Origin of the sequence: Plantactinospora sp. KBS50 (assembly GCF_002285795.1) — a bacterium.
Lineage (GTDB): Bacteria > Actinomycetota > Actinomycetes > Mycobacteriales > Micromonosporaceae > KBS50.
In genome coordinates, this window is record NZ_CP022961.1 from 1,119,483 (window position 1) to 1,142,876 (window position 23,394).

18 protein-coding genes and 1 pseudogene are annotated in these 23,394 nt (G+C 73.4%); 16 read left to right on the forward strand and 3 right to left on the reverse strand.

Annotated features, from left to right (window positions below; all coding sequences use genetic code 11):
• Positions 1-5: 5 nt before the first annotated feature.
• Positions 6-1,202, reverse strand: a complete 1,197-nt coding sequence (locus CIK06_RS05190) for a coenzyme F420-0:L-glutamate ligase (protein WP_095563866.1) — start codon at positions 1,200-1,202, stop codon at positions 6-8.
• A complete protein-coding gene (gene cofD, locus CIK06_RS05195) occupies positions 1,199-2,146 on the reverse strand; it encodes a 2-phospho-L-lactate transferase (protein ID WP_095563867.1) in 948 nt (315 codons plus the stop codon). The genes CIK06_RS05190 and cofD overlap by 4 nt, the downstream gene beginning before the upstream one ends.
• 97 nt (positions 2,147-2,243) lie before the next feature.
• On the opposite strand from cofD, the gene CIK06_RS05200 reads away from it, so the two are divergent.
• The 3 genes and pseudogenes from CIK06_RS05200 to CIK06_RS05210 all read left to right on the forward strand — a co-directional run bounded on the left by CIK06_RS05200 (position 2,244) and on the right by CIK06_RS05210 (position 7,091).
• Positions 2,244-3,875, forward strand: coding sequence for a hypothetical protein (locus CIK06_RS05200; protein WP_198348104.1), 1,632 nt, complete (start codon positions 2,244-2,246; stop codon positions 3,873-3,875).
• Between the two features lie 90 nt (positions 3,876-3,965).
• Positions 3,966-6,520, forward strand: a pseudogene (locus CIK06_RS05205) (bifunctional FO biosynthesis protein CofGH).
• Between the two features lie 313 nt (positions 6,521-6,833).
• The gene (locus CIK06_RS05210; protein ID WP_095563868.1) at positions 6,834-7,091 is read left to right on the forward strand and encodes a WhiB family transcriptional regulator; all 258 of its coding nucleotides are present in this window, start codon (positions 6,834-6,836) and stop codon (positions 7,089-7,091) included.
• 7 nt (positions 7,092-7,098) lie between these two features.
• On the opposite strand, the gene CIK06_RS05215 is transcribed toward CIK06_RS05210, so the two are convergent.
• Positions 7,099-7,548: a metallopeptidase family protein gene (locus CIK06_RS05215; RefSeq protein WP_095567580.1), complete on the reverse strand. Its 450-nt coding sequence runs from the start codon at positions 7,546-7,548 to the stop codon at positions 7,099-7,101.
• Positions 7,549-7,717: 169 nt separating this feature from the next.
• On the opposite strand from CIK06_RS05215, the gene CIK06_RS05220 reads away from it, so the two are divergent.
• The 13 genes from CIK06_RS05220 (at position 7,718) to efeO (ending at position 23,343) form a co-directional block, all read left to right on the forward strand.
• Positions 7,718-8,086: a DUF3499 domain-containing protein gene (locus CIK06_RS05220; RefSeq protein WP_095563869.1), complete on the forward strand. Its 369-nt coding sequence runs from the start codon at positions 7,718-7,720 to the stop codon at positions 8,084-8,086.
• A gap of 333 nt (positions 8,087-8,419) precedes the next feature.
• Positions 8,420-9,139: an N-acetyltransferase gene (locus CIK06_RS05225; RefSeq protein WP_095563870.1), complete on the forward strand. Its 720-nt coding sequence runs from the start codon at positions 8,420-8,422 to the stop codon at positions 9,137-9,139.
• Positions 9,140-9,331: 192 nt separating this feature from the next.
• Entirely contained in the window at positions 9,332-9,820 is a 489-nt protein-coding gene (locus CIK06_RS05230) for a hypothetical protein (protein ID WP_157756604.1), read from the forward strand.
• Positions 9,821-9,822: 2 nt separating this feature from the next.
• A complete protein-coding gene (locus CIK06_RS05235) occupies positions 9,823-12,297 on the forward strand; it encodes an AAA family ATPase (RefSeq protein ID WP_095563872.1) in 2,475 nt (824 codons plus the stop codon).
• Positions 12,298-12,551: 254 nt separating this feature from the next.
• Complete coding sequence (locus CIK06_RS05240; RefSeq protein WP_095563873.1) at positions 12,552-13,832, forward strand: hypothetical protein; 1,281 nt, start codon at positions 12,552-12,554, stop codon at positions 13,830-13,832.
• A gap of 330 nt (positions 13,833-14,162) precedes the next feature.
• Positions 14,163-15,599: a phosphomannomutase/phosphoglucomutase gene (locus tag CIK06_RS05245; protein ID WP_095563874.1), complete on the forward strand. Its 1,437-nt coding sequence runs from the start codon at positions 14,163-14,165 to the stop codon at positions 15,597-15,599.
• Between the two features lie 100 nt (positions 15,600-15,699).
• Entirely contained in the window at positions 15,700-15,903 is a 204-nt protein-coding gene (locus CIK06_RS05250; RefSeq protein WP_095563875.1) for a Trm112 family protein, read from the forward strand.
• Positions 15,904-15,929: 26 nt separating this feature from the next.
• On the forward strand, positions 15,930-17,126 hold the full coding sequence (locus CIK06_RS05255) for an SIS domain-containing protein (protein WP_095567581.1): 1,197 nt from the start codon (positions 15,930-15,932) through the stop codon (positions 17,124-17,126).
• A gap of 28 nt (positions 17,127-17,154) precedes the next feature.
• A complete protein-coding gene (locus CIK06_RS05260) occupies positions 17,155-18,153 on the forward strand; it encodes a cation diffusion facilitator family transporter (RefSeq protein ID WP_095563876.1) in 999 nt (332 codons plus the stop codon).
• Positions 18,154-18,155: 2 nt separating this feature from the next.
• The gene (gene manA / locus CIK06_RS05265; protein ID WP_095563877.1) at positions 18,156-19,418 is read left to right on the forward strand and encodes a mannose-6-phosphate isomerase, class I; all 1,263 of its coding nucleotides are present in this window, start codon (positions 18,156-18,158) and stop codon (positions 19,416-19,418) included.
• Between the two features lie 232 nt (positions 19,419-19,650).
• Positions 19,651-21,159, forward strand: a complete 1,509-nt coding sequence (gene ahcY / locus CIK06_RS05270) for an adenosylhomocysteinase (protein WP_095563878.1) — start codon at positions 19,651-19,653, stop codon at positions 21,157-21,159.
• A gap of 163 nt (positions 21,160-21,322) precedes the next feature.
• On the forward strand, positions 21,323-22,192 hold the full coding sequence (gene efeU, locus CIK06_RS05275; protein WP_095563879.1) for an iron uptake transporter permease EfeU: 870 nt from the start codon (positions 21,323-21,325) through the stop codon (positions 22,190-22,192).
• Positions 22,193-22,209: 17 nt separating this feature from the next.
• Positions 22,210-23,343, forward strand: a complete 1,134-nt coding sequence (efeO, locus tag CIK06_RS05280) for an iron uptake system protein EfeO (RefSeq protein ID WP_095563880.1) — start codon at positions 22,210-22,212, stop codon at positions 23,341-23,343.
• Positions 23,344-23,394 lie beyond the last annotated feature (51 nt).

The following is a 23,394-nucleotide window of genomic DNA, read 5'->3' on the forward strand; positions in this document are numbered from 1 at the left end:
GGCCGTCAGAGCGCCAGCACCGCCGCACCGTCGGCGCGGAGCAGGAGGGCCGAGCCGATTCCCTCGGCGGCCAGGCCGGCCCGCAGCCGGTGCAGGTCCGCCCCGAACCGGATCAGCGCGGCGGCGTCCGGGGCGGCGGCGCCCGCGGCGGCGGTGTCCGGGGCGGCGGTGTCCGGGGCGGCGGTGTCCGGGGCGGCGGCGGGGCGGCGGGCGACGATGGCGGCGGTCGCCCCGGCCGGCCAGTCCGGGTGGGCGTGGGCCAGTTCGGCGCGTACCGACGGGTCCTTGACCAGGTCGAATGCGGTGCCGGGCGCCACGGCCCCGGCCACCGCGGCGATGGCCCGCTCGACCGCGGCCGGGTCCGGACCGTCCGCCGTGCCGGTGCCGGTGCCGGTGCCGGTGCCGGAGGCAATGGCGGTGGCGGTGGCGGTGGCGGTCTGCGGCAGGGTGGCCACCGCGCGCAGCCCGTCGGCCCGTGCCTCCGCGGTACCGAGCGCGAACAGGTCCAGTTCGGCCTCCCGGACCAACTCCGCCGCGCCGGCTCCGTCGTTGCGACCGGCCGCCGGCAGGTAACCGCGGACGACCGCCACCGGCACCTGGTCGATCTTGCCCTTGACCAGTTCGCCGGCGCCGGCCAGCTCGTCGACCACCGCCATCTGGGTGATGCTCAGCTCGTTGCCGTACGGGTCGACCGCGCCCCGGTGGTCGCGGATCGCGTCGATCCCGGCGGCGCCCAGGGCCACGTCGGTCAGCCCGGTGCGCCACGGCCGGCCCATCGTGTCGGAAATGATCACGGCGACGTCGACGCCGTGCCGCTCCCGCAGCGCCGCCCGCAGCGACCGGGCCGACGCGTCCGGGTCCTTGGGCAGCAGCACCAACCGCGCCTTGTCCACGTTGGAGGCATCGATCCCGGCCGAGGCCATCACGAAGCCGTGGTGCGTCTGCACGATCCGGATGGCGCCGCGCCGGGCGACCACCCGGGCGGTCTCGGCCGCGAGGACCTCCTCGCGCGCCGCGGACCGGTCCGGCTCGGCCACCGGCACGTCGACCAGCCGGCCCTCGGACTTGGAAACGATCTTGCTGGTCACCACGAGGACGTCGCCGTCGCGCAACCAGGGAGCCGCACGCGCGATCATCGCGGCCAGGTCGTCGCCCTCGCGGACCTCGCCGAGGCCGAGGACCGGCAGAATCTCCAGCTTCACAACAGCTCCAACGCGGCACGCACCATGGCGGCCGTGGCCGCCTCGTCGGTCATCCACAGCGGCGCCGCGCCGACCCGCACCCCCGGCACCGGCGCCGGGTCGTCCACCGGGTCCACCAGCCAACCGTCCAGGACGCCGCCGTCGCCGCGCGGGCCGTACATGCCGCCGACCGCCGCCGCGGTGCAGGGTACGTCCAGCGCGGCCAGGCAGCGGTCCGCCATCCCGCGTACCGGCCGGCCGCCGATGATCGGCGAGATCCCGAGCACCGGTGCGGGGCCGCCGACCAGCGCCTCCCGCAACCCGGGCACGGCCAGGATCGGGGCGATGCTCACCACCGGGTTGCTGGGGGCGAGCAGGACGACGTCGGCCGCCCCGATCGCGTCCAGGACGCCGGCCGCCGGTTTCGCCGACTCGGCGCCCACGAAGACGAACCGGTGCGCCGGCAGCTCACCCCGGTACCGCACCCACCACTCCTGGAAGTGGATGGCCCGCCGGCCGCCGTCGAGGTCCACCACGACGTGCGTCTCCATCCGGTCGTCGGTGGCGGGCAGCAGCCGTACGCCGGGCTGCCAGCGCGCGCACAGCGCCTCGGTCACGGCCGAGAGCGGATAACCGGCGTCCAACATGGTGGTCCGGACCAGGTGGGTGGCCAGGTCCCGGTCGCCCAGGCCGAACCAGGTCGGCTCGGCGCCGTACGCCGCCAGCTCCTCCTTCACCGCCCAGGTCTCCCCGGCGCGACCCCAACCGCGTTCGGGGTCGGCGCCGCCGCCCAGGTGGTACAGCACACTGTCCAGGTCCGGACAGATCCGCAGGCCGTGCAGCCGGATGTCGTCGCCCACGTTCACCACGGCGGTGACCTCCCCGCCGGCCTCGGCCGCGTACGACCGGACGCCGGCCAGGAATCGGGCGCCGCCGATACCCCCCGCCAATACCACGATGCGCATGGCCCCATCCTCGCCTACGTCACGTTTGCGAGGGGGTGTCGGCGGGGGAGACTAGGCTCACCGACGCCGTCGCCCGCACCGCTCGATGGGAGGATTCTTGACCAGTCAGCCCGGTCCGGGGCCGCATCCCGCGCCCACGGCCAGCCAGCTGACCAGGCCGCTGCGTGAGCTAGCCGCACTCGTCCTGGTCGGGGCGGACGCCCTGCTGCTCTTTGTCGCGCTGCTCGACCTGCTGATCCCGGCCGACAACGGACCGCGGTTCACCAGCCGGGCCGGCAGCGGCTTCTTCGACTTCGTGGGGATCACCGCGATCGTGCTGCCGGTGCTGGCGGTGCTGCTCGCGACCCACCTCACGCCGCCGGTCGGCCGGGCCAGGCTGGTCACCCAGGCCGCGGTGGCCGAGTACGCGTTCTCCGCGTTCTTCGGCGTGGTGTGCTTCTTCGGCTGGCTGGTCGGCAGCCTGGCCAATGGGGTGTTCCGGGGCGTATTCACCGGCTTCCTGACCCGGATCGCGTTCATGGCGATCTTCGCGGTGGCCGCGTTCGTGGTCTACCGGGTCTGGCGTGCGCTCTACTACACCCCGCGGCCGAAGCGGGAGCCGGGCGTGTACGGCCGGCCGCAGCCGGCACCGCCGGGTGGCTACCCGCCGCCGGGTTCGTCCGCTCCGGGTGGCCAGCCGCAGCCAGGCGGGTCCGCTCCGGGTGGCTACCCGCCGCCGGGGCCGTACGGGCCGGCTGGCCAGCCGCAGCCCGGAGCACCCGGCTACCCGCAGCCCGGAGCACCCGGCTACCCGCAGCCCGGAGCGTCCGGCTACCCACAGTCCGCGGCGCCCGGCTATCCGCCGCCCGGTGGGTACGGTCCGGCCGGCCACCCGGGCGGTGCGCCCGCACCGGCCCAGCCGCCGGCCGGTTGGCCGCAGCAGTCCTGGCCGGCACCGGGAATTCCCGCGCCGGGAAGCCCGGTGTCGTCGGGAAGCCCCGTGTCGTCCGGGCCGGGGTCGTCGGGGCCGGGGCCGTCGAGCCCCGTGTCGGGCGGCCCGGCATCGGCGAGGCCGGTCTCCGGAAGCCCGGCCTCCGGCCCGCCCGCGGCGGCGGACGCCCCGCAGCCGGGTGCGGACTCGCCGGCCGACCGGACGCAGGTGATTCCCCAGCAGACCACCGCCGCCGACGCGGACCGCACGCAGGTGCTGCCCCGGCCGCCGGGGCCGGACGGATCGTCCCGACCCTCGGGCGCCCCGGCGGAGTCCGCCGAGCCGGTGTCTCCCGCCGAGCCGGCAGCCTCCGCGCAGCCGGCAGCCTCCGCGGGCGCGGCGGAATCGGCGGAGGTCGCGCAACCGGAGCCGGCGAACCGCGCGGAGCGGCCCGCCGGCTCCGCGGAGCCGGCGGCCGAGTCCGCGGAGCCGCCGGCCGAGTCCGCGGAGCCAGCCGAGACGTCCGGCACGACCGAGGCGTCCGAGGCGCCGGCGTCGACCGGGTCGGCCCGGCCGACCACGGACGGGTCCGAGGCCGGGACCGCGCCGGAGACCGCGCGTTCGACGACGCCGGCCGCGCCGGAGACCGGGCGTTCGACGCCGGCCGCCCCGGCGGAGCGGGAGGATCGCGCCGAGGCGGACGGGGACCGCACGGTCGTCATCCCGCGACCCGCGGAACGGCCGCCCGCCGGCGGCAACGAGGCCACACAGATGATCATCCCGTCGGACCGGGGCGTGCAGCGGCCCAGCAGGCCGTAGGGCGAGTGGGTGGTCGACCAGGCTCGCTACCGGCGATCCTGGTCGACCACCCGCCAGGGTCCGTGACGAGAAAGGTCCTAGGCTCGACCGATGGCCGATGTCTCCGCTCCGGTACCGACCGAGGCCAGTCTGCGCCGGGCCCTGCGCCGGGCCGCAGACGGCCGGACGCTCTCCGCCGATGAGGCGACCGCGCTGCTGCACGCCCGGGGCAGCGCCCTGGACGAGCTGCTGGCGCTCGCCGGCACGATCCGCGACGCCGGCCTGCGCGAGGCGGGCCGTCCGGGTGTGGTCACCTACTCGCGGAAGGTCTTCGTGCCGCTCACCCGGCTGTGCCGGGACCGTTGCCACTACTGCACGTTCGCGACCGTGCCGCACCGGTTGCCCGCCGCCTTCCTGGACCGGGACGAGGTGCTGGCGATCGCCCGGGCCGGGGCCGCCGAGGGCTGCAAGGAGGCCCTCTTCACCCTCGGCGACCGGCCGGAGGAGCGCTGGCCGGCGGCGCGGCGCTGGCTGGACGAGCGGGGCTACGACTCGACCCTGGACTACCTGCGGGCCTGCGCCATCGCGGTGCTGGAGGAGACCGGGCTGCTGCCGCACCTGAACCCGGGAGTGCTGTCCTGGTCGGAGTTGCAGCGGCTCAAGCCGGTCGCCCCCAGCATGGGCATGATGCTGGAGACCACGGCCACCCGGTTGTGGTCGGAGCCGGGCGGCCCGCACCACGGCTCGCCGGACAAGGAGCCCGCCGTCCGGCTGCGGGTGCTGGCGGACGCCGGCCGGGTGGGCGTGCCGTTCACCACCGGCCTGCTGATCGGCATCGGGGAGACCCTGGCCGAGCGGGTGGACACCATCTTCGCGATCCGGCGGGCCCTGCGGGAGTACGGGCACGTGCAGGAGGTGATCGTGCAGAACTTCCGGGCGAAGCCGGACACCGCGATGCGCGGCATGCCGGACGCGGAACTGCACGACCTCGCGGCGACCGTGGCGGTGACCCGGATCCTGCTCGGTCCGCGGGCGCGGGTGCAGGCTCCGCCCAACCTGATCGACGAGGAGTACGACCTGCTGCTGCGGGCCGGCATCGACGACTGGGGTGGCGTTTCGCCGGTCACCCCCGACCACGTCAACCCGGAGCGGCCGTGGCCGCAGTTGGACCGGCTGGCGGACCGCACCGCCGCGGCGGGATTCACGCTGCGGGAGCGTCTGACGATCTATCCGGAGTACGTCCGCCGGGCCGAGGGATGGCTCGACCCCCGGGTGGAACCGCACGTGCGCGCGTTGGCCGAGCCGGACACCGGGCTCGCGGTGCAGGGTGCCGTCCCGGCCGGGCGGCCCTGGCAGGAGCCGGAGGAGGGGATCCAGGCCGCCGGGCGGACCGACCTGCACGTCACGATCGACACCGCGGGCCGGTCCGGGGACCGGCGCGGGGACTTCGACAGCGTCTACGGCGACTGGGCGGAGGTCGCCGGCCGGACCGCCGCGTCGGCCGGAGCGGACGGCGCGGCGCCGCGTACCCGCGGTCCCGGCGCACCGCCCGCGACGATGGACGGCGACCTGCGGGCGGCCCTGCGGCTGGCCGCGGACGACCCGGCCGCGCTGCTCACGCCGCGGCACACGGCGGCGGCGCTGGCCCTGTTCGAGGCGGACGGCCCGGCCCTGGAACAGCTCTGCCGGCTCGCCGACGACGTCCGGCGGGACACGGTGGGTGAGGACGTCACCTACGTGGTCAACCGCAACATCAACTTCTCGAACGTCTGCTACGTGGGCTGCCGGTTCTGCGCGTTCGCCCAGCGGGAGCGGGACGCCGACGCGTACCGGTTGTCGGTCGCGCAGGTGGCCGACCGGGCCGAGGAGGCGTGGCGGGCCGGGGCCACCGAGGTGTGCATGCAGGGCGGCATCGATCCCAAGCTGCCGGTCGGGGCGTACCCGGAACTGGTCCGCGCGATCAAGGACCGGGTGCCCGGCCTGCACGTGCACGCCTTCTCGCCGATGGAGATCGTCACGGCCGCGGCCAAGGCCGGCGTGCCGATCCGGGAGTGGCTGGCCCGGCTGCGCGAGGCCGGCCTGGACACCATCCCGGGCACCGCCGCCGAGATCCTCGACGACGACGTGCGGTGGGTGCTCACCAAGGGCAAGCTGCCGGCCGCCGCCTGGGTCGAGGTGGTCAGCACGGCACACGAGCTGGGCATCCGGTCCAGCTCCACGATGATGTACGGCCACGTCGACCACCCGGGGCAGTGGCTGGCGCACTTCCGGGTGCTGGCCGAGGTGCAGGACACCACCGGCGGCTTCACCGAGTTCGTGGGCCTGCCGTTCGTGCACACGAACGCCCCATCTACCTGGCCGGGATCGCCCGACCGGGTCCCACCTGGCGGGAGAACCGGGTCGTGCACGCGATGGCCCGGCTGCTGTTGCACGGCCGGATCGCCAACATCCAGTGCTCGTGGGTGAAGCTCGGCGACGCCGGCACGGCCGAGGTGCTGCGCGGCGGCGCCAACGACCTGGGCGGCACCCTGATGGAGGAGACGATCTCCCGGATGGCCGGCGCCGACCACGGCTCGGCGCGGACCGTCGCGCAGCTCGTGGCGATGGCGGCGGCGGCGGGCCGGCCGGCCCGGCAGCGGTCCACGGTCTACGGGCACATCGGATGACGCGAGCCGGTAGCGACACGCCGGGCGCCACGCCGGATGTCGGTCGACTTTCCGTCTCAGGCGTTACTCGTGCCCGCCCTCGACCGATAGGCCAGGGTGTCCAGGTCGCAGCGCCCGTATGGCGGGTCGAATCGGTCCGGACGGCGTTTTGCACCTACCAGGTTCCGCTTGACGACGCACGTACAACACGCGTGTAATTCCGGAGGGGTCGTTCGTACGGAGTGCATCAAACAGGCATCCGACGGACAAAACACGCCTTCCGCGTGGGGGGTTGCAGCGGCCCGCTGCCGTTGCACGAAAAGGAGGCAGTTGCATGGACGGCCGACTCGAGGTGGCCGACCTGCTCGGAGACGCACCGGAGTGGCAGGAGCGGGCGCTGTGCTCGCAGACCGACCCGGAGGCGTTCTTCCCCGAGAAGGGCGGTTCGACCCGCGAGGCGAAGCGGATCTGCTCGCGCTGCGAGGTCAAGAGCGATTGTCTGGAATACGCACTCGGGCACGACGAACGGTTCGGCATCTGGGGTGGCCTGTCCGAGCGCGAACGGCGCAAATTGAAGCGGCGGGTCGCCTGAGTCGGGGTCAGGCCAGTTCGTCGGGATCCACGCCCAGCAGATTCGCCACCTGTTCGATGATCACATCGTGGACCAGGTCGGCGAGGTCGTCGTTGTCCATCGCACGGAATTCGAGCGGCCGGCGGTAGAGCACGATCCGGGGCGGCATCTCCTGCCGCCCCGGGCGCCCCGGCAGCAGGCGGGCCAGCGGCACCTCGCCGTCCTCAAGGACGTCCGAGTCGTAGACGTTCAGCTCCGGCGGCACGTCCTCGACCGCGAACTCCACGCCGGTCAGCTCCTTGGCGAACCGCCGTTCCAGCGTCTCGACCGTGTCCAGGACAAGATCATCGAAGATCTCCGCCTTGGTCCGGGCCAGCGGTACGGTGGCCGGGACGAGCCGGCCGCGCAGCCCTCGGCCGCGCCGATCCCGCTTCGGCCGCCGGCCCGCATCCGGCCGGCGGTTGTCCGGACTGGTCATCTGCCACCCCATGGAGCTGTGCCGCTGGGAAAAGCGTAGTCCCGACCGGGGCGGACGTATCGGGGGCGTGCCGCTGGTGATGCGGCATGCTCGAACTGTGATCTCCGCGGCCGGCGTGTCGGATCCGCATCCGGCACCCCGGAGCGGGTAATGGCGATACCGTGCCGCCGTGAGGTCACCACGGCGTTGCTCCCGCAACGGCTGCCCCCGACAGGCCGTCGCCACGTTGACCTATGTTTACAACGAGTCCACGGCCGTGGTGGGACCGCTCGCCGCGTTCGCCGAGCCGCACACGTACGACCTCTGTGAGCCGCATGCCCGCAGCCTGACCGCCCCGCGGGGGTGGGAGGTGGTCCGGCACGAGGGCGAGTTCGAGCCGCCACCGCCGACCACCGACGACCTCGTGGCGCTGGCCGAGGCGGTCCGCGAGGCCGCCCGCCCCGCGCCGCCGCGGCCGGCGGAGTTGGAGGCGGAGATCAACGGGGAGCAGCACACCGGCCGCCGCGGCCACCTGCGGGTCATCCCGCCGCACCACTGATCCGTCGTCGCCGGTCCGACGACCTTTACCGGGGTTCATAGACTCACGTCGTGCCCGCATACCAAGACTTCCAACCGGACCTCAGGTTTGCGCCCACAATGGACATCGCCCCTGGCGGCGGGTCGGTCGCTTTCGTGGACGACGGGAACGGCCACTTCAACCTCGTCGTGCAGTCCATCGCCGGCGGTGCTCCGCGGCGGCCGCGCCGGGTCGGGCCGGGTCGGGTCGGGTCGGGCGCAAAGGGTGACGCACGATCGGGTCCGACCCGCCGCGGGTTTGTTAGCTTCTCTGGTGTACCGGGACGGCGCGCCCCGGCAAATGAGGGGAATCGGCATGCGGTTGGTCCGGCTCGACGATGGCGCCGATCTGGAATTCGTCTACCGGAGCCTGCTCGTGCCCACCTTTCCACCGAGCGAACTGATCTCGCTGGACGAGCTTCGCGAGGGCGTACGGGACGGTGGCCAGGAGGTCTGGGCGGCGGTCGACGACGACGGACGCATCCTCGCCACGGCGGTCGGCGAGTGGTCCCCGTCCTGCCGGGTGATGCTGCTGGGCTACCTCGCGGTGGCGGCGCAGGGTCGCGGCGGCGGCACCGGCGGCCGGCTCTACGACGAGGTGGTGGCCGACTGGGCCGGCCGGTACCGGCCGTGTGTGGTGCTGGCGGAGGTCGAGCGGCCCGACCGGCACGACGGGAGCGCGGCCACCGGCGATCCCGCCGCCCGGCTGCGGTTCTACGGCCGCCGCGGGGCGCGGATCCTCGACCTGCCGTACTTCCAGCCCTCGTTGGGCGGGGCCGGCCGGGTGTACGGAATGCTGCTGATGAGCCTGCACGTCGCGCCGGAGCTGGCCGGTGCGGCCGGAGCGGACACGGTGGCGACCGAGCCGCTGCGGGTGTTCCTCACCGAGTATCTGACCGGTGCCGAGGGCGGGGTGGCCACCGACCCGGCCACCACCGCGCTGCTGGGCGCGCTGGACCGGCCCGGTGGAGTGCCCGCCCGGCCCACCGACGAACTGGCCGAGGTGCCCTGTGCGGAGGACCCGGCATCGGCCTGATCCCGACCCGACCCCGGCCGCGAATCCCGAGCGGGCTGACCGATCGGGGGCCGTGCCGGGCCCTGCCGGGCGCCGGCAACGTGTCCGCTTGGTCAAAGGTTCACCCAATGGCGGATAGCCGACACCTTTGGTCGCGCCACGCCGGAAAAATCGGTCACTCCGACCGGACCCCCACCGTACGGAGTCGCCACAGTGTCCGAACAGAACGACCCAGAGTCATCACCCCGCAACTCGTTGTTCGCCGTACCCACCATTGTGGCCCGTGGACTGCGCTCCGAGCCGCTGTTGCTCACCTGCTTCGGCGCCACGGTCCTGCTGGCAATCGTGGCGTTGGCCGGCCCGCCCGGCGGCGCGATCTACGCCTGGCTGCTGGCCGGGCTGACCCTGACCATCGGCGTTGTCTGGGCGGTCCTGCGTGCGGCCTCCCGCCGGTCCGCTCCGGCGGACGGCGATGATGCCGGCACGCCGCCCGGCTCGAACCATGTGGACCTCGGCCACCGGCCGGACATCGGGGACGTGGACCTGCGCGCCGCCGGTCGCAACTCGCTGCGGGCCGGCCGGCGCGCACGGATGGAGTCCCTGACCATGCGGGCCGGGCTGCCCGAGCCGGTCGAGCCCGACCGGGGGCAGCGCGACGACGGTTCGCCGAAGGACGCGCCGGCCTCCGACGGGGCGTCCTGACGATGGAGCTGTTCGTCGGGCGGGAGGCGGAGCTGACCGAGGCCGTCGAGCTGCTGCTCGGCGCGGAGGAGGGCCGGGTCCTCGACATCGTGGGAGTGCGGGGCATCGGCAAGTCCGCGTTCCTGCGCCAGCTCGTCAACCGGGTCACGGGCCGGGACGGCGTCGTGGTGCGCGCCGTCGACCTGCTCTCCGAGGGCATCGGCAGCGGCCACCACAAGCGTGGCGAGGAGGCGTCCGGCAACGTCATCTCCGACACGTACCTGCAGAGCATCAAGATCATGCTGCGCATCACCGACGGCCACGACCGCGCGTTCCGCGCGTTCCGGCTCGCCATGCTGGAGTCGGCCGCGACGCCGCTGCTGGACGCCGGGACCGTGGGGAACTCCGTCAGCCTGGGGCGCCGGTCCCAGGTCGGGCCGATCACCCTGACGACGCATCTCCAGGTCCCGATCGACACGTTCCGCGACCAGGTCAGCCGCTTGCAGCGGCAGGCCGACGACGACTTCGTCGCCGCCTGGACCGCCTTCACCGAGCACCGCCGGGTGCTCATCGTCGTGGACTCGGCCGAACTGATCGCGGACGACGAGATCGGTGCCTGGCTGCTGCGCATCGCGGCCCGGCTGCCGCGGACGTTGCTCGTGATGGCCCGCATGCCCATGCTGGCGGACTTCGGCCGGCTGTCGGAGCGGTTGACCAGGCGGCACCTGGACGATCTGAGCGCCGACGAGGTGGCCGCCTACCTGGCGGCCCGGCTGATCGGCGAGCCGGTGCCGGACTGGCTGCCGGCGGTCGTCTACGGGTTCACCGACGGCCACCCGTACGGCGTGGCCCTGACCGCCGAACTGATCGTGCAGGTCGGTGCCGACGCGCTGCATCCGGCCCGGCTGCGCCGGATGCTCGCCCAGGTGCCGGACGACCGCACCCGGTGGGGTGCGCTGATCAAGACGCTGCTCGACCAGGTCTCCGAGCCGTTGCTCACCCGGGCGGTCTCGGCCGCCGCGATCGTGCACCGGTTCGACGAACCGATGCTGGCCGACCTGCTCGCCCCGGAGGGCGACCGGCCGGTCGACGGCGAGGTCGGTGAGGCCATGCGGGCGCTGCGGGCCTACCGGCTCGCCCATCCGGTGCTCTCGGTGTCCGGGCTGGCGACCGGCTGGTCGCGGTTGCACGAGTTCGTCCGGCAGGCGGTGGACAACCGGCTGCGGATCGACCACCGCCGGGAGTGGCTCCGGCTGCACGCTCAGGCGGCCGACTACTGTTTCCGCTGGCTGCTGGCCCGGCAGGCCGACGACGACGTCGGCGAGTACGGCGCCTGGTACCGGTACGAGGATCCCGAGTGGCAGGCGTACCAGCGGGAGTGGCTCTACCACTCCGGGTTCGTGGCGCAGCGCCGGGAGATCGCCCGGGCCCGGTTCACGCTGGTCTTCCTGGAGGCCTTCTACTGGTGGGGCTGCTACCACCCGTTCCCGTTCAACAGGCAACTCATCGAGGACTGGGAGCGGGCCACCGGAGCCTGGTCGGTCGAGCAGCCGGCAACCGAGGGTACGGCGAGCAACGCCGAGCAGCGGCTGGCCGACGCGCTGGTCCACCTGCTCGACCACTATCCGCTGGGCGGGCACAAGCCGGCGACCGCGGGCTGGGACGAGATGCGGGCACAACTGCTGCTCATCCGCGAGCTGTGCGGGCTGACCAACAGCCGGCTTTCGCGTACCGCCGAGGACGCCGCGCAGCTCGCCCGGACCGACGCGCTCATCTCGGTGTTCCTGGCACACACCCGCCGCTACCGCGACCCCGCCGATCCTGCGGGCGAGCGCTACTACGTACGGGCGCAGCAGGCGTTCGAACGACTCGACGACGACTGGCTGACGGCGTGGATGCTGCGGGAACGGGCCGATCACGCCCTCGAACGCGGCGACTGGCCCGGCGGGGCTCGGCTGTGGCGTGCGGCGGTCGACCGGGCGGAGCGGATGGCCGTGCTGGACGAGGACTGGGATCACGAACTGGGCGCTGACCTGTACCGGATCCGGGCCGATGCGCACTGGCTGGCCGGCGGGTTCACGCCGGCGGCGGTCGGGTACGGGCGCGCGGTCGCCGAGGCGTACCGGTTCCAGAACCGGCCGCAGCCGCCGGACGAGTACACCCAGGAGTACTACGGCGAGATCACCGGTCGGGCCGCCGATCGGGTGCTGGAGTTGGCGCAACGGCGCGGCGTGCCGGCGGCGGAGCGGTTCGCGGCCGAGCTGGCGGCGGCGCTGCCGGCCGGCTGGGAACGGGCGGCGCCGACCGGGACGGCACCGACCGGGATTGCCGCCGCGATCGCGGACGGCGACCGGCCGGCGTTGATCGCGGCGCTGTTTCCGACCGGTCCGCAGAAGGGTGAACTGCACGTCGAGGACTCCGGCTTCCTCCAGCGCTGGCGACTGCGCTGGGAGGACGATCCGCAGGACTTCCGGGAACACCTGGCATGTGAGCCGTAGGGTCCCTCCCGAGGTCCCGACGGTCGGCCATCGACGGTCTGCGACGCGGGCGGAACGTCCGAGTCGCCCGTACGGGATCGGCGCCCCTCGGCCCGGCCTGGGGTGACGCTGGTCACCGTCAATCGGCAGACGTCGCTCGCTCCGCCGGGTCAACCGGCCCCCTGCGGTGCTCGGCGGAGGCGTACTGAGCCCGACCGTTTCCGTCCGGGAGGGTTACGCTGTCCGCCGTACCCGGGTGACCATAAAGGTGGATCATGATGCGACGACTCGGCGCCGGCCGGCTGGCCGCGGCCGCGGTGCTGCTCGTGGCCGTCGTCGGTGGCACCGCCGCGCCGGCCCTTGCCGCCGACAAGGATCGGGTTTCAATACACGTTCCGAGCAGCTTCACCGCCGGCGGTTCGGTCGGCGCGGTGACGCTCGGGGCCGCCAAGCGGACCAAGGGCTGTGTGACCGTCCGCAGCCAGCTCGGCGTCCGGCTGGCCGGCCTGGCACCCGACCAGTTGCGGGCCGAGGTCGCGGTCGACGGCCGGTGGCACGCGATCGGGGTCAGCGGCGGCGAGGGCGAGATCGCCACCGCGGCGGTCGCACCGGGCAATCCCGTGCTGTGCAACAAGAAGAGCGTGTCGGTGCGCTACCGGCTCACCTTCCTGAACGGGACGCCGTCCGGCACCGCGACGCTGATCGGCCAGTTCAGCACCGCTGCGGGCGACGTGTTCGGCCGGGCGTCGCACACCAGCAAGGTCAAGGGTGCGGCGAAGGCCACGGCCAGCCCGTCGGCGCAGCCGTCCGAGACCACCCCGGCCGAGCCGACCGTGGCGCCCACCGACGAGCCGGTGGTCCAGGCGGTGCCCAACGCCAGCGCGGGTACGGCGAAGGCGGCCAGCGATTCCGGCGGGCTCGGCATCGGCGGGCTCGTCATGGTGCTGGGCATCGGGATGGTGGGGATGGGGGTGGCGCTGCTGGTGATGCTGCTGCGCCGCAACCGGCCCGACGACGGCCCCGGCGCCGGAGCGCCGGCGATGGCCGGTGCCGCGGCGGTGGCCGGCACCGGTGCCGCGGCGTTCGCCGGCGGACCGCCCCGACCCCGCGAGTACCGGTCCGGTGGCTACTCCGGCGGAGGCGCCGGAGCGCCGCGTACCGGCCGGCACGCCCAGGGCACCGGCCAGCCGGAGTACGGCGCCGGCTGGGCCGGATCCGGCACCGACCGGCCGGCCCCGGGCGGTGGTCGGCACGGCCAGGGTGGTCAGCCGGACAGCGCCTGGTCGGGGCCGGGCGCCAGCCGGCCGTTCGCCGAGCCGACGGCGCTGTTCCCGCAGGTGGAACCGTCCAGCGCGCCGCCGGCGAGCACCCGGCCGTCCAGCGGTCCGCCGTCCGGTGCCCAGCCGTTCGGCCCGCGGCCGTCCAGCGCGCCGCCGGCCAACGACCCGTGGTCGGACGACCCGCGGTCCAACGACCCGGGGCGGCCCCGGCACCGTGCCGTCGGTCCCGACGCCACGCAGGCCATGCCGCGGTTGCCCCGCCAGCCCGGATCCTGAAAAGGCCGACACCGCACACCTCGGCCCGCTTCGCCGCCCGGTCTGCCTGCCCGCTCCCTCGTCCCGTTGATCAAGGCGTCCACCGCGCTGGAAGCGCTTTCCTGCGCCACGGACACCTTGATCGACGAGGAATCGAGGCGGGATGGCCGTGGGGTGACGGTGCGATGGCGGCCGACGCCGGGTGACGGCGGTTGACCGGGGTCGGCTCGGTCCGCTCGGATACGCTCCGGGTTGACCGTCCGTATCGGCTGGACCATCCCCGTCGGCCGGACCGCCGAACCGGACCGCCGAACGGATTGCCGAACCGGCCGCCGAACAGGAGCGAGACCCTTGAGTGACCTGTCCCAGATCGTGAAGGCCTACGACGTCCGCGGTGTCGTCCCCGACCAGTGGGACGAGCGGGCGGCCGAAGCGCTCGGCGCCGCCTTCGCGCAGGTGCTCGCGGCCGCGGAGGACGCACCGGACACTGTGGTCATCGCGCACGACATGCGGGACTCGTCGCCGGGACTGGCGGCCGCGTTCGCGTCCGGGGTGCGGGCCGAGGGCATGTCGGTGATCTCCACCGGCCTCGGGTCGACCGACATGCTCTACTTCGCCTCCGGCATGCTGGACCTGCCGGGCGCGATGTTCACCGCGAGTCACAATCCGGCGCGGTACAACGGGATCAAGATGTGCCGGGCCGGTGCCCGGCCGATCGGCCAGCAGAGCGGGCTGGCCGAGATCCGGGACCGGGCCCAGGCGCTGCTGGACAAGGCCGAGCCCGGCCGGCCCGGTGCGCCCGGGGGCGCGCAGCCGCCGGCCGGTGCGCAGCCGGGCGGGACGTCCGCGGCCGAGGACACCGAGCAGCGCCGCGAGCTGCTTCCCGCGTACGCCGAACACCTGCGCGGGCTGGTCGACCTGTCCGGGATCCGGCCGCTGAAGGTGGTGGTGGACGCCGGCAACGGGATGGGTGGCCACACCGTGCCGGCGGTGCTCGGCGACGCCGTGCTGCCGCCGCTCCCGCTGACCGTGGTGCCGCTCTACTTCGAGTTGGACGGGTCGTTCCCGAACCACGAGGCGAACCCGCTGGACCCGGCGAACCTGGAGGATCTGCGGGCCGCGGTCCGGGAGCACGGCGCCGACCTGGGATTGGCCTTCGACGGCGACGCGGACCGCTGTTTCGTGGTCGACGAGCGCGGCGAGCCGGTCTCGCCGTCCGCGATCACCGCGCTGGTCGCCACCCGGGAGCTGGCCAAGCACCCGGGGGGCACGGTGATCCACAACCTGATCACCTCCAGCGCGGTGCCGGAGATCGTCCGGGAGGCCGGCGGCGAGCCGGTGTGCAGCCGGGTGGGCCACTCGTTCATCAAGGCCGACATGGCCCGGACCAACGCGATTTTCGGCGGGGAGCACTCGGCGCACTACTACTTCCGGGACTTCTGGTTCGCCGACACCGGCATGCTGGCCGCGATGCACGTGCTCGCGGCGCTCGGCGGTCAGGACCGGCCGCTGTCGGAACTGGCCGGCGCGTTCGAGCGGTACGTGGCCTCCGGCGAGATCAACTCGACCGTGGCGGACCAGGCGGCCGCGTCGGCGCGGGTGCGCTCGGCGTACCCGGATGCCGAGGCCAACGAGCTGGACGGGCTGACGCTGCGGTTCCCCGACGGTTCCTGGATCAACCTGCGTCCCTCCAACACCGAGCCGCTGCTGCGGCTCAACGTCGAGGCGCCGACGGCCGAGCGGATGGCCGCGCTGCGCGACGAGGTGCTCGCCCTGGTCCGCGCCTGACGGCCGGTGGGCGGGTCGGTGGTGACCGCCGCGATTAGGATCCACAGCGCCGGGGGACACTGCCGAGGCGTCCCGTCGACACACCGTGGAAGGAGCTGTCGTGGCCCTGGACCCGCAGTTGCTGGAGATTCTCGCCTGTCCGGACACGCATCATGCGCCGCTGGACTACGATGCCGCGGCGCAGACGCTGACCTGTGCGGAGTGCGGCCGGATCTTCGAGATCCGCGACGACGTGCCGGTGCTGCTGCTGGACGAGGCGAGGGGCGGGCCGCAAGCCGCAGACCCCGCGGGAGCTGGCCGGTAGATGTCGACTGCGGCTGGAGGACGAGCCTGATGGAGGGCACCGCCGGAGTGAGCGGGCAGCGTACCGCCGACGAGGCACTGCTGGATGACGCCGAGGCGCTCGGCGAGTTCGACCCGGGCGGGATGCTCCGGTTCACCGCCTCGGCCGGCGCGCAGGTGCGCGAGTCGGCGGCGTTGGCCGCCGAGGCGAATCTCACCGGTCTGGGCGAGGAGGGCCGGCCACGGGCCGTGGTGATCGCCGGCATCGGCACCGCCGGACGTACCGGTGACCTGCTGGCAACGGTCGCCGGCCCGCGCTGCCCGGTGCCGGTGATCCCGCACAGCAGCGCCGGCGTGCCCGGCTGGGTGGGTGCGGCGGACGTGGTGATCGCGGTGAGCGCCTCGGGCCGCAGCCCCGAGGCGCTGGGCGCGGCGCAGGCCGCCGCGCGTCGCGGCGCCCGGCTGGTCGCGGTCGGCGCGCCCGACTCGGAACTGCAGTCGGTCGCCGACCGGGTGCGCGCGCCGTTCATCCCGGTGCCGCGCCGGGCGCCGGCCCGGGCGAGCCTGTGGGCGCTCAGCGTGCCGGTGTTGATGGCCGCCCGCGCGCTGGGCCTGGTGAAGGTGAACGAGGCCGACCTCGCCGAGACCGCGTCCCGGCTGGACGCCGACGCGGACCGCTGCCGGCCGCAGGCGGAGTCCTTCGTCAACCCGGCCAAGTCGCTGGCGCTCGGCCTGGCCGGCTCGATCCCGATCGTCTGGGGCTCGTCGCCGCTGGCCACCGTGGCGGCCCGGCGGTTCGGCGACACCCTGTCGGCCAACGCCCGCTACCCCGTGGTCGCCGGGGCGTTGGGTGAGGCCGGCCGGGGTCGGGTGGGTCTGCTCGACGGCGTCTTCGGCGGGCTCGGTGAGGCCGCCCGGGACATCTTCGCGGACCCGGACGAGGAGGAGTCCCCCGGCACCCGGCTGCGTCTGGTGCTGCTGCGCGACGGTGGCCTGAACGCCGAGGACGACACCCCCGAACCGCTGGCCGTGGAGGAGCGGCGCGCGGACGCCGTGCAGACCCTGGCCGAGCGTCGGGGGGTGCGCTGTGACGTCGTCACGGCCGAGGGCGGGTCGGCGCTGGAACGGTTGGCGTCGCTGACCGCGGTGCCCGACTTCGCGTCGGTCTATCTGGCCCTGGCACATCGCCTGGACCCGATGGCGGTGCCCGCCATCACCGAGATGAAGGAGCTGTCGAACCAGTGACGCCGCCGTACCGCCCGGGAGCCCGGCCGTGAGCGCCGAGGGTGGCACCCGGGCCATCATCGCGGCCCTCGCCGCGAACCTGGGCATCGCCGTGACGAAGTTTCTCGCCTGGCTGCTCACCGGCTCCTCGTCGATGCTCGCGGAGTCGCTGCACTCGGTGGCCGACTCGGGCAACCAGGCGTTGCTGCTGCTCGGCAACCGCCGCTCCCGGCGCGCCGCCACCGCGGAGCACCCGTTCGGGTTCGGGCGGGAGCGCTACATCTACGCGTTCATCGTGGCGATCATCCTGTTCAGCCTGGGTGGCCTGTTCGCGCTCTACGAGGCGTGGCACAAGTTCTCCCACCCGGAGCCCATCCGCAGCTGGCAGTGGGTGCCGGTGGTCGTGCTGCTGGCCGCGGTCGGCATGGAGGGCTACTCGTTCCGTACCGCGATCAAGGAGTCCAACCAGATCCGCGGCCGGGTTTCCTGGCTGCGCTTCATCCGGCGGGCGAAGGCGCCCGAGCTGCCGGTGGTGCTGCTGGAGGACTTCGGCGCCCTGGTGGGTCTGGTGTTCGCGCTCGTCGGCGTGGGCATGACGCTGGCCACGGGCGACGGCCGGTGGGACGCCGGGGGCACGGCGATGATCGGCATCCTGCTGGTGGTGATCGCCGCGACACTGGCGGTGGAGACCAAGAGCCTGCTGCTGGGTGAGTCCGCGTCGAACAAGGACATCCGCCAGATCGAGGCGGCGATCATGGACGGCCCGGAGATCGACCGGATCATCCACATGAAGACCCTGCACCTGGGTCCGGAGGAGTTGCTGGTCGCCGCGAAGATCGCGGTGCAGCCGTGTGAGCTGGCCGGTGAGGTGGCCCGGGGTATCGACGCCGTCGAGGCGCGGATCCGGGCGGCCGTACCGATCGCCCGGGTCATCTACCTGGAGCCGGACGTCTACAGCGCCAGCGCCGCGGCGCGGGCGGCCCGCGCCGGCGTGGCCGATCCCCGCGATGACGTCGCCGAGCGGGCTGCGGACCTGCCCGGAGGCTGATCATGGAGACCCTGCACGGGACGATCCGCGACTACGCCTGGGGTTCCCGTCGAGTGCTGGCCGAGTTCCAGGGCCGGCCGGCACCGACCGAGGGTCCGGAGGCCGAGTTGTGGCTCGGTGCGCATCCGGGCGCCCCGGCGCGGGTGGACCGGCCGGCGGGCCGGACCCTGCTGCCCGACCTGCTGGCGGCCGAGCCGGAGCACTGGCTCGGCGCCGAGGTGGTCGCGCGGTTCGGGCCACGGCTGCCGTTCCTGCTCAAGGTGCTGGCGCCGGAGCGGCCGTTGTCCCTGCAGGCACATCCGGACGCCGAGCAGGCCCGGGCCGGGTACGCCGCGGAGGAGGCGGCCGGGGTGCACCGCAACTATGTGGACCCGTACCACAAGCCCGAGATGCTGGTGGCGCTGCATCCGTTCGAGGCGCTGTGCGGCTTCCGTGATCCGGCGGTCTCCGCGGCGGCGATCGCCGGGCTGGGGCTGGCCGAGCTGGAGCCGGTGGTGGCCGCCCTGCGGCGCGGCGTCGAGGGCCTCGGCGAGGCGGTCCGGTTGCTGCTGACCGTGCCGACGCACCGGCGGGCCGGGTTGGTCGAGGCGGCGGTCCGGGCGGCGGGTACGGCCGAACCGGCCGCGTCGGCCGCTGCCGGGATCGCCGCTCCCGCGCCCGCTGCTCCCGCCGCCGGGATCGCCGCTCCCGCGGCCGCCGGCCCGGCGGCGGCCGCCCACGGGTCGGGGTCGGCCGGGCTGGTGCCGCGGCTGGCGCGGGACTATCCCGGCGATCCGGGCGTGCTGGTGGCGTTGTTGCTCAACCACGTCGCGCTCGAACCCGGACAGGCGATCTGGATGCCCGCCGGCAACCTGCACGCGTACCTGCGGGGTTGCGGCGTGGAGATCATGGCGGCCAGCGACAACGTGCTGCGCGGCGGCCTGACCCCCAAGCGGGTCGACGTGCCGGAGCTGTTGCGGGTGCTCCGCTTCGAGGTGTTGGCCGATCCGGTGCTGCTGCCGGTGCCGGTGGCGCCCGGGGTGGTGACCTGGCCGGTGCCGGTGCCCGATTTCGCGCTGTACCGGGTGCGGGTGGATGGTTCGGCGCCGGTCCGGTTGACCGGATCCGGTCCCCGGGTGGTGCTCGGTACCGCCGGCACGGTGACCGCCGGTGACGATGACGGGGCGCTGGCGGTGCCGCGCGGTACGGCGGCGGTGGGCCGGGCGGGCGCGGGTGCGCTGGTGCTGACGGGGGTCGGCGAGGCGTACGTGGCCACCGTCGGCTGACCCGGTTTCCGCGTTCCGCTTGACAGTGTGTATACGGATTGTGACTATGAGTGTGCGCAGCGTGAGCGAACTGAGATGCTCGCGCGGCGGAGACCAAACCGGGGGGATGCGCGGGGCGGCGGGGTGGTGGGCAGCGAGTCTGTCCGCGGCTCGCCGTCCCGCGCGCTATGCGCTCCACGCCGAACGCGTAAGGTGAGGATCACGCAACCGGACCCGTTCGACAGGAGCTTCGATGACCAGCACCCTTCCGGCGCCGTCCGGCGGCGCGCCCACCAACTCGCGGCCCGGCAGCCTTGCCGAGGGCGACTTCAAGGTGGCGGACCTGTCGCTCGCCGAGTTCGGGCGCAAGGAAATCGAGCTGGCCGAGCACGAGATGCCCGGTCTGATGGCCATCCGGCGGGAATTCGCGCAGCAGCAACCGTTGCGCGGCGCCCGGGTCACCGGATCGCTGCACATGACCATTCAGACCGCGGTGCTGATCGAGACGCTGGTGGCGCTCGGCGCGCAGGTGCGGTGGGCCTCGTGCAACATCTTCTCCACTCAGGACCACGCGGCGGCCGCGGTCGTGGTGGGTCCGGAGGGCACGGTCGAGGCGCCGGCGGGCGTCCCGGTGTACGCCTGGAAGGGCGAGACGCTGTCGGAGTACTGGTGGTGCACCGAGAAGGCGCTGACCTGGCCCGACGGCGGGGACGGCGCCGGCCCGAACATGATCCTGGACGACGGCGGTGACGCCACGCTGCTGGTGCACAAGGGTGCGCAGTTCGAGAAGGCCGGCGCGGTGCCCGCGGTGGAGAGCGCCGACTCCGAGGAGTACGCCGTCATCCTCGAAGTGCTGCACCGGTCGCTCGCCGAGGACAGCCAGCGGTGGACCCGGATCGCCGCGGGCATCCGCGGGGTCACCGAGGAGACCACCACCGGCGTGCACCGGCTGTACGAGATGCAGCGGGACGGCACTCTGCTGTTCCCGGCGATCAACGTCAACGACTCGGTCACCAAGAGCAAGTTCGACAACAAGTACGGCTGCCGGCACTCGCTCGTCGACGGCATCAACCGGGCCACGGACGTGCTGATCGGCGGCAAGATGGCCGTGGTCATGGGCTACGGCGACGTGGGCAAGGGCTGCGCCGAGTCGCTGCGCGGCCAGGGCGCCCGGGTCGTGGTGACCGAGGTCGACCCGATCTGCGCGCTGCAGGCGGCGATGGACGGCTACCAGGTCGCCACCCTGGACGACGTGGTGGAGCGGGCGGACATCTTCGTCACCGCGACCGGGTGCTTCAACGTGATCACCAACGCGCACATGGCCCGGATGAAGCACCAGGCGATCGTGGGCAACATCGGCCACTTCGACAACGAGATCGACATGGCCGGCCTGGCCAAGCGGCCGGACGTCACCCGGGAGAACATCAAGCCGCAGGTCGACCTGTGGCGCTTCGACGACGGCCACACGATCATCGTGCTCTCCGAGGGGCGGCTGCTGAACCTGGGCAACGCCACCGGCCACCCGAGCTTCGTGATGTCGAACTCGTTCGCCAACCAGACGATCGCGCAGATCGAGCTGTTCACCAAGGGCGACCAGTACCCGCTGGGCGTGCACGTGCTGCCCAAGCACCTGGACGAGAAGGTGGCCCGGCTGCACCTGGACGCGCTCGGCGCCCGGCTCACCACGCTGAGCAAGGAGCAGGCCGACTACCTGGGCGTGCCGGTCGAGGGCCCGTTCAAGTCGGACCACTACCGCTACTGACATCCCGAGCGGCACCCCGTTACCGACCGGACGCCGGCCGGCGGCCCCCGACCCGAGTGCGGGGCCGCCGGCCGGCGTCCGTTCCCGACTTGACGACCGAGCGCCTTCCGCGAGAAGGTAGGCTGCCCTAACTAAGGGATGCCTTACTTTCGTCGGAGCGTCGATGTTCGCCACGTACCTGATCGGACTGCGGGAGGGCCTGGAGGCCGCGCTCGTGGTCAGCATCCTCGTCGCCTTCCTGGTCAAGTCGCGGCGCCGGGAACAGCTCTCCCAGGTCTGGATCGGCGTCGGCCTGGCCGTGGCGCTGTCCGTCCTGTTCGGTGGGCTGCTCACGTACACCAGCACGACGCTGTTGCAGACCTCGGCGCAGCGGGAACTCTTCGACGCGGTCACCTCGGTGCTGGCCGTGGCCTTCGTCACCTGGATGATTTTCTGGATGCGCCGGGCGGCCCGGTCCATCGCCGGCGAACTGCGGGAGAAGCTGACCGACGCGCTCGCGCTCGGCGGCTGGGCCGTACTCGGGATGGCCTTCCTGGCCGTGGTGCGCGAAGGGCTGGAGACCGCGCTCATCTTCTTCTCCGCCGCCCAGACCGCCGGCGGCCGTAGCGGCCCGCTGCTCGCCCTGATCGGCGGCGTGCTCACCGCCGTGGTGCTCGGCTTCCTGCTCTACGCCAGCGCCGTGCGGATCAACCTGAGCCGCTTCTTCACCTGGACCGGAGCCCTGCTCATCCTGGTCGCCGCGGGCATCTTCAAGTACGGCGTGCACGACTTCCAGGAGGCCGGCGTGCTGCCCGGCCTGCGGAACCTGGCGTACGACGTGTCGGGCTGGTTCGACCCGACCTCCTGGTACGCCAGCCTGCTGTCCGGGATGTTCAACATCACCCCCGCGCCCACCGTGTTCGAGGTGGTCGCCTGGGTCGCGTACGGCATTCCGGTCCTGATCCTCTTCCTGCTGCCCAACCGCCCGCGACGGGCGGCCCCGGCCGGCGACACCACCACCGACAGTCCGGCGCCCGCGCCGCAGAACGCCTGAGATCTCGGGAGTCATCAATGCGTAGCATCCAGTTCACCGCGTTCGGCGTGGCCGGCGCGCTGGCCGTGGCCGGCCTGGCCGGTTGCGCCGACAAGGCGGAGTCGACCGCCTCGACCGGCGGCCCGATCACGGTGGAGGCCGGCGACACCAGCTGTGCGGTCTCCCGGACCGAGGTGCCGGCCGGCCAGCACACCTTCACGGTCAGCAACTCGGGCGGCAAGGTCACCGAGTTCTACGTCTACGGCGCCGGCGACCGGGTGATGGGCGAGGTCGAGAACGTCGCACCCGGCCTGAGCCGCGAGTTCAAGGTCGAGCTGCCGCCCGGGACGTACCAGACCGCCTGCAAGCCCGGGATGGTCGGCGACGGCATCCGGGCCGCGTTCACGGTGACCGGGTCGGCGCAGCCGGTGCAGTTGGACGCCGCGCTGGCCGGTGCCGCGGAGAACTACCAGCAGTACGTGCGGAGCCAGACCACCGCGCTGCTGGACTCCACCGGCGAGTTCGTCGCCGCGGTCAAGGCCGGCGACGTGGCGAAGGCCAAGGAGCTGTACCCGGTGGCGCGCACCTACTGGGAGCGGATCGAGCCGGTCGCCGAGATCTTCGGCGACCTGGACCCGAAGATCGACGGCCGGGCCGACGTGGTCGACGAGGGCATGGAGTTCACCGGCTACCACCGGCTGGAGAAGGACCTCTGGACGACCGGCGACATCAGCAAGGACGGGCCGATCGCGGACCAGTTGCTCGCGGACGTCAAGGAGATCGTGGCCAAGGCCAACGCCGAGCAGCTCACCCCGCTCCAGCTCGCCAACGGCGCCAAGGACCTGCTCGACGAGGTGGCCAGCAGCAAGATCACCGGCGAGGAGGAGCGCTACTCGCACACCGACCTGTGGGACTTCAGCGCCAACGTCGAGGGCTCGAAGGCGGCCGTCGCGGCGCTGCGCCCGGCCCTGGAGCAGCGGGCACCGGACCTGGTGAAGACGCTGGACGAGGAGTTCGCGAACGTGACGAGCGCGCTGGAGCAGCACCGCTCGGGCGACGGCTGGGCGGGGCAGGACACGCTGTCCCAGGCCGAGCTCAAGAAGCTCTCCGACGCGGTGAACGCGCTGGCCGAGCCGATCAGCCAGATCGCCGGCGTGGTGGCCGGCAAGTAGCGCGACGGAGGTGGCGGGCGTGGGTGATCGCGGGATTTCCCGGCGTCGGGC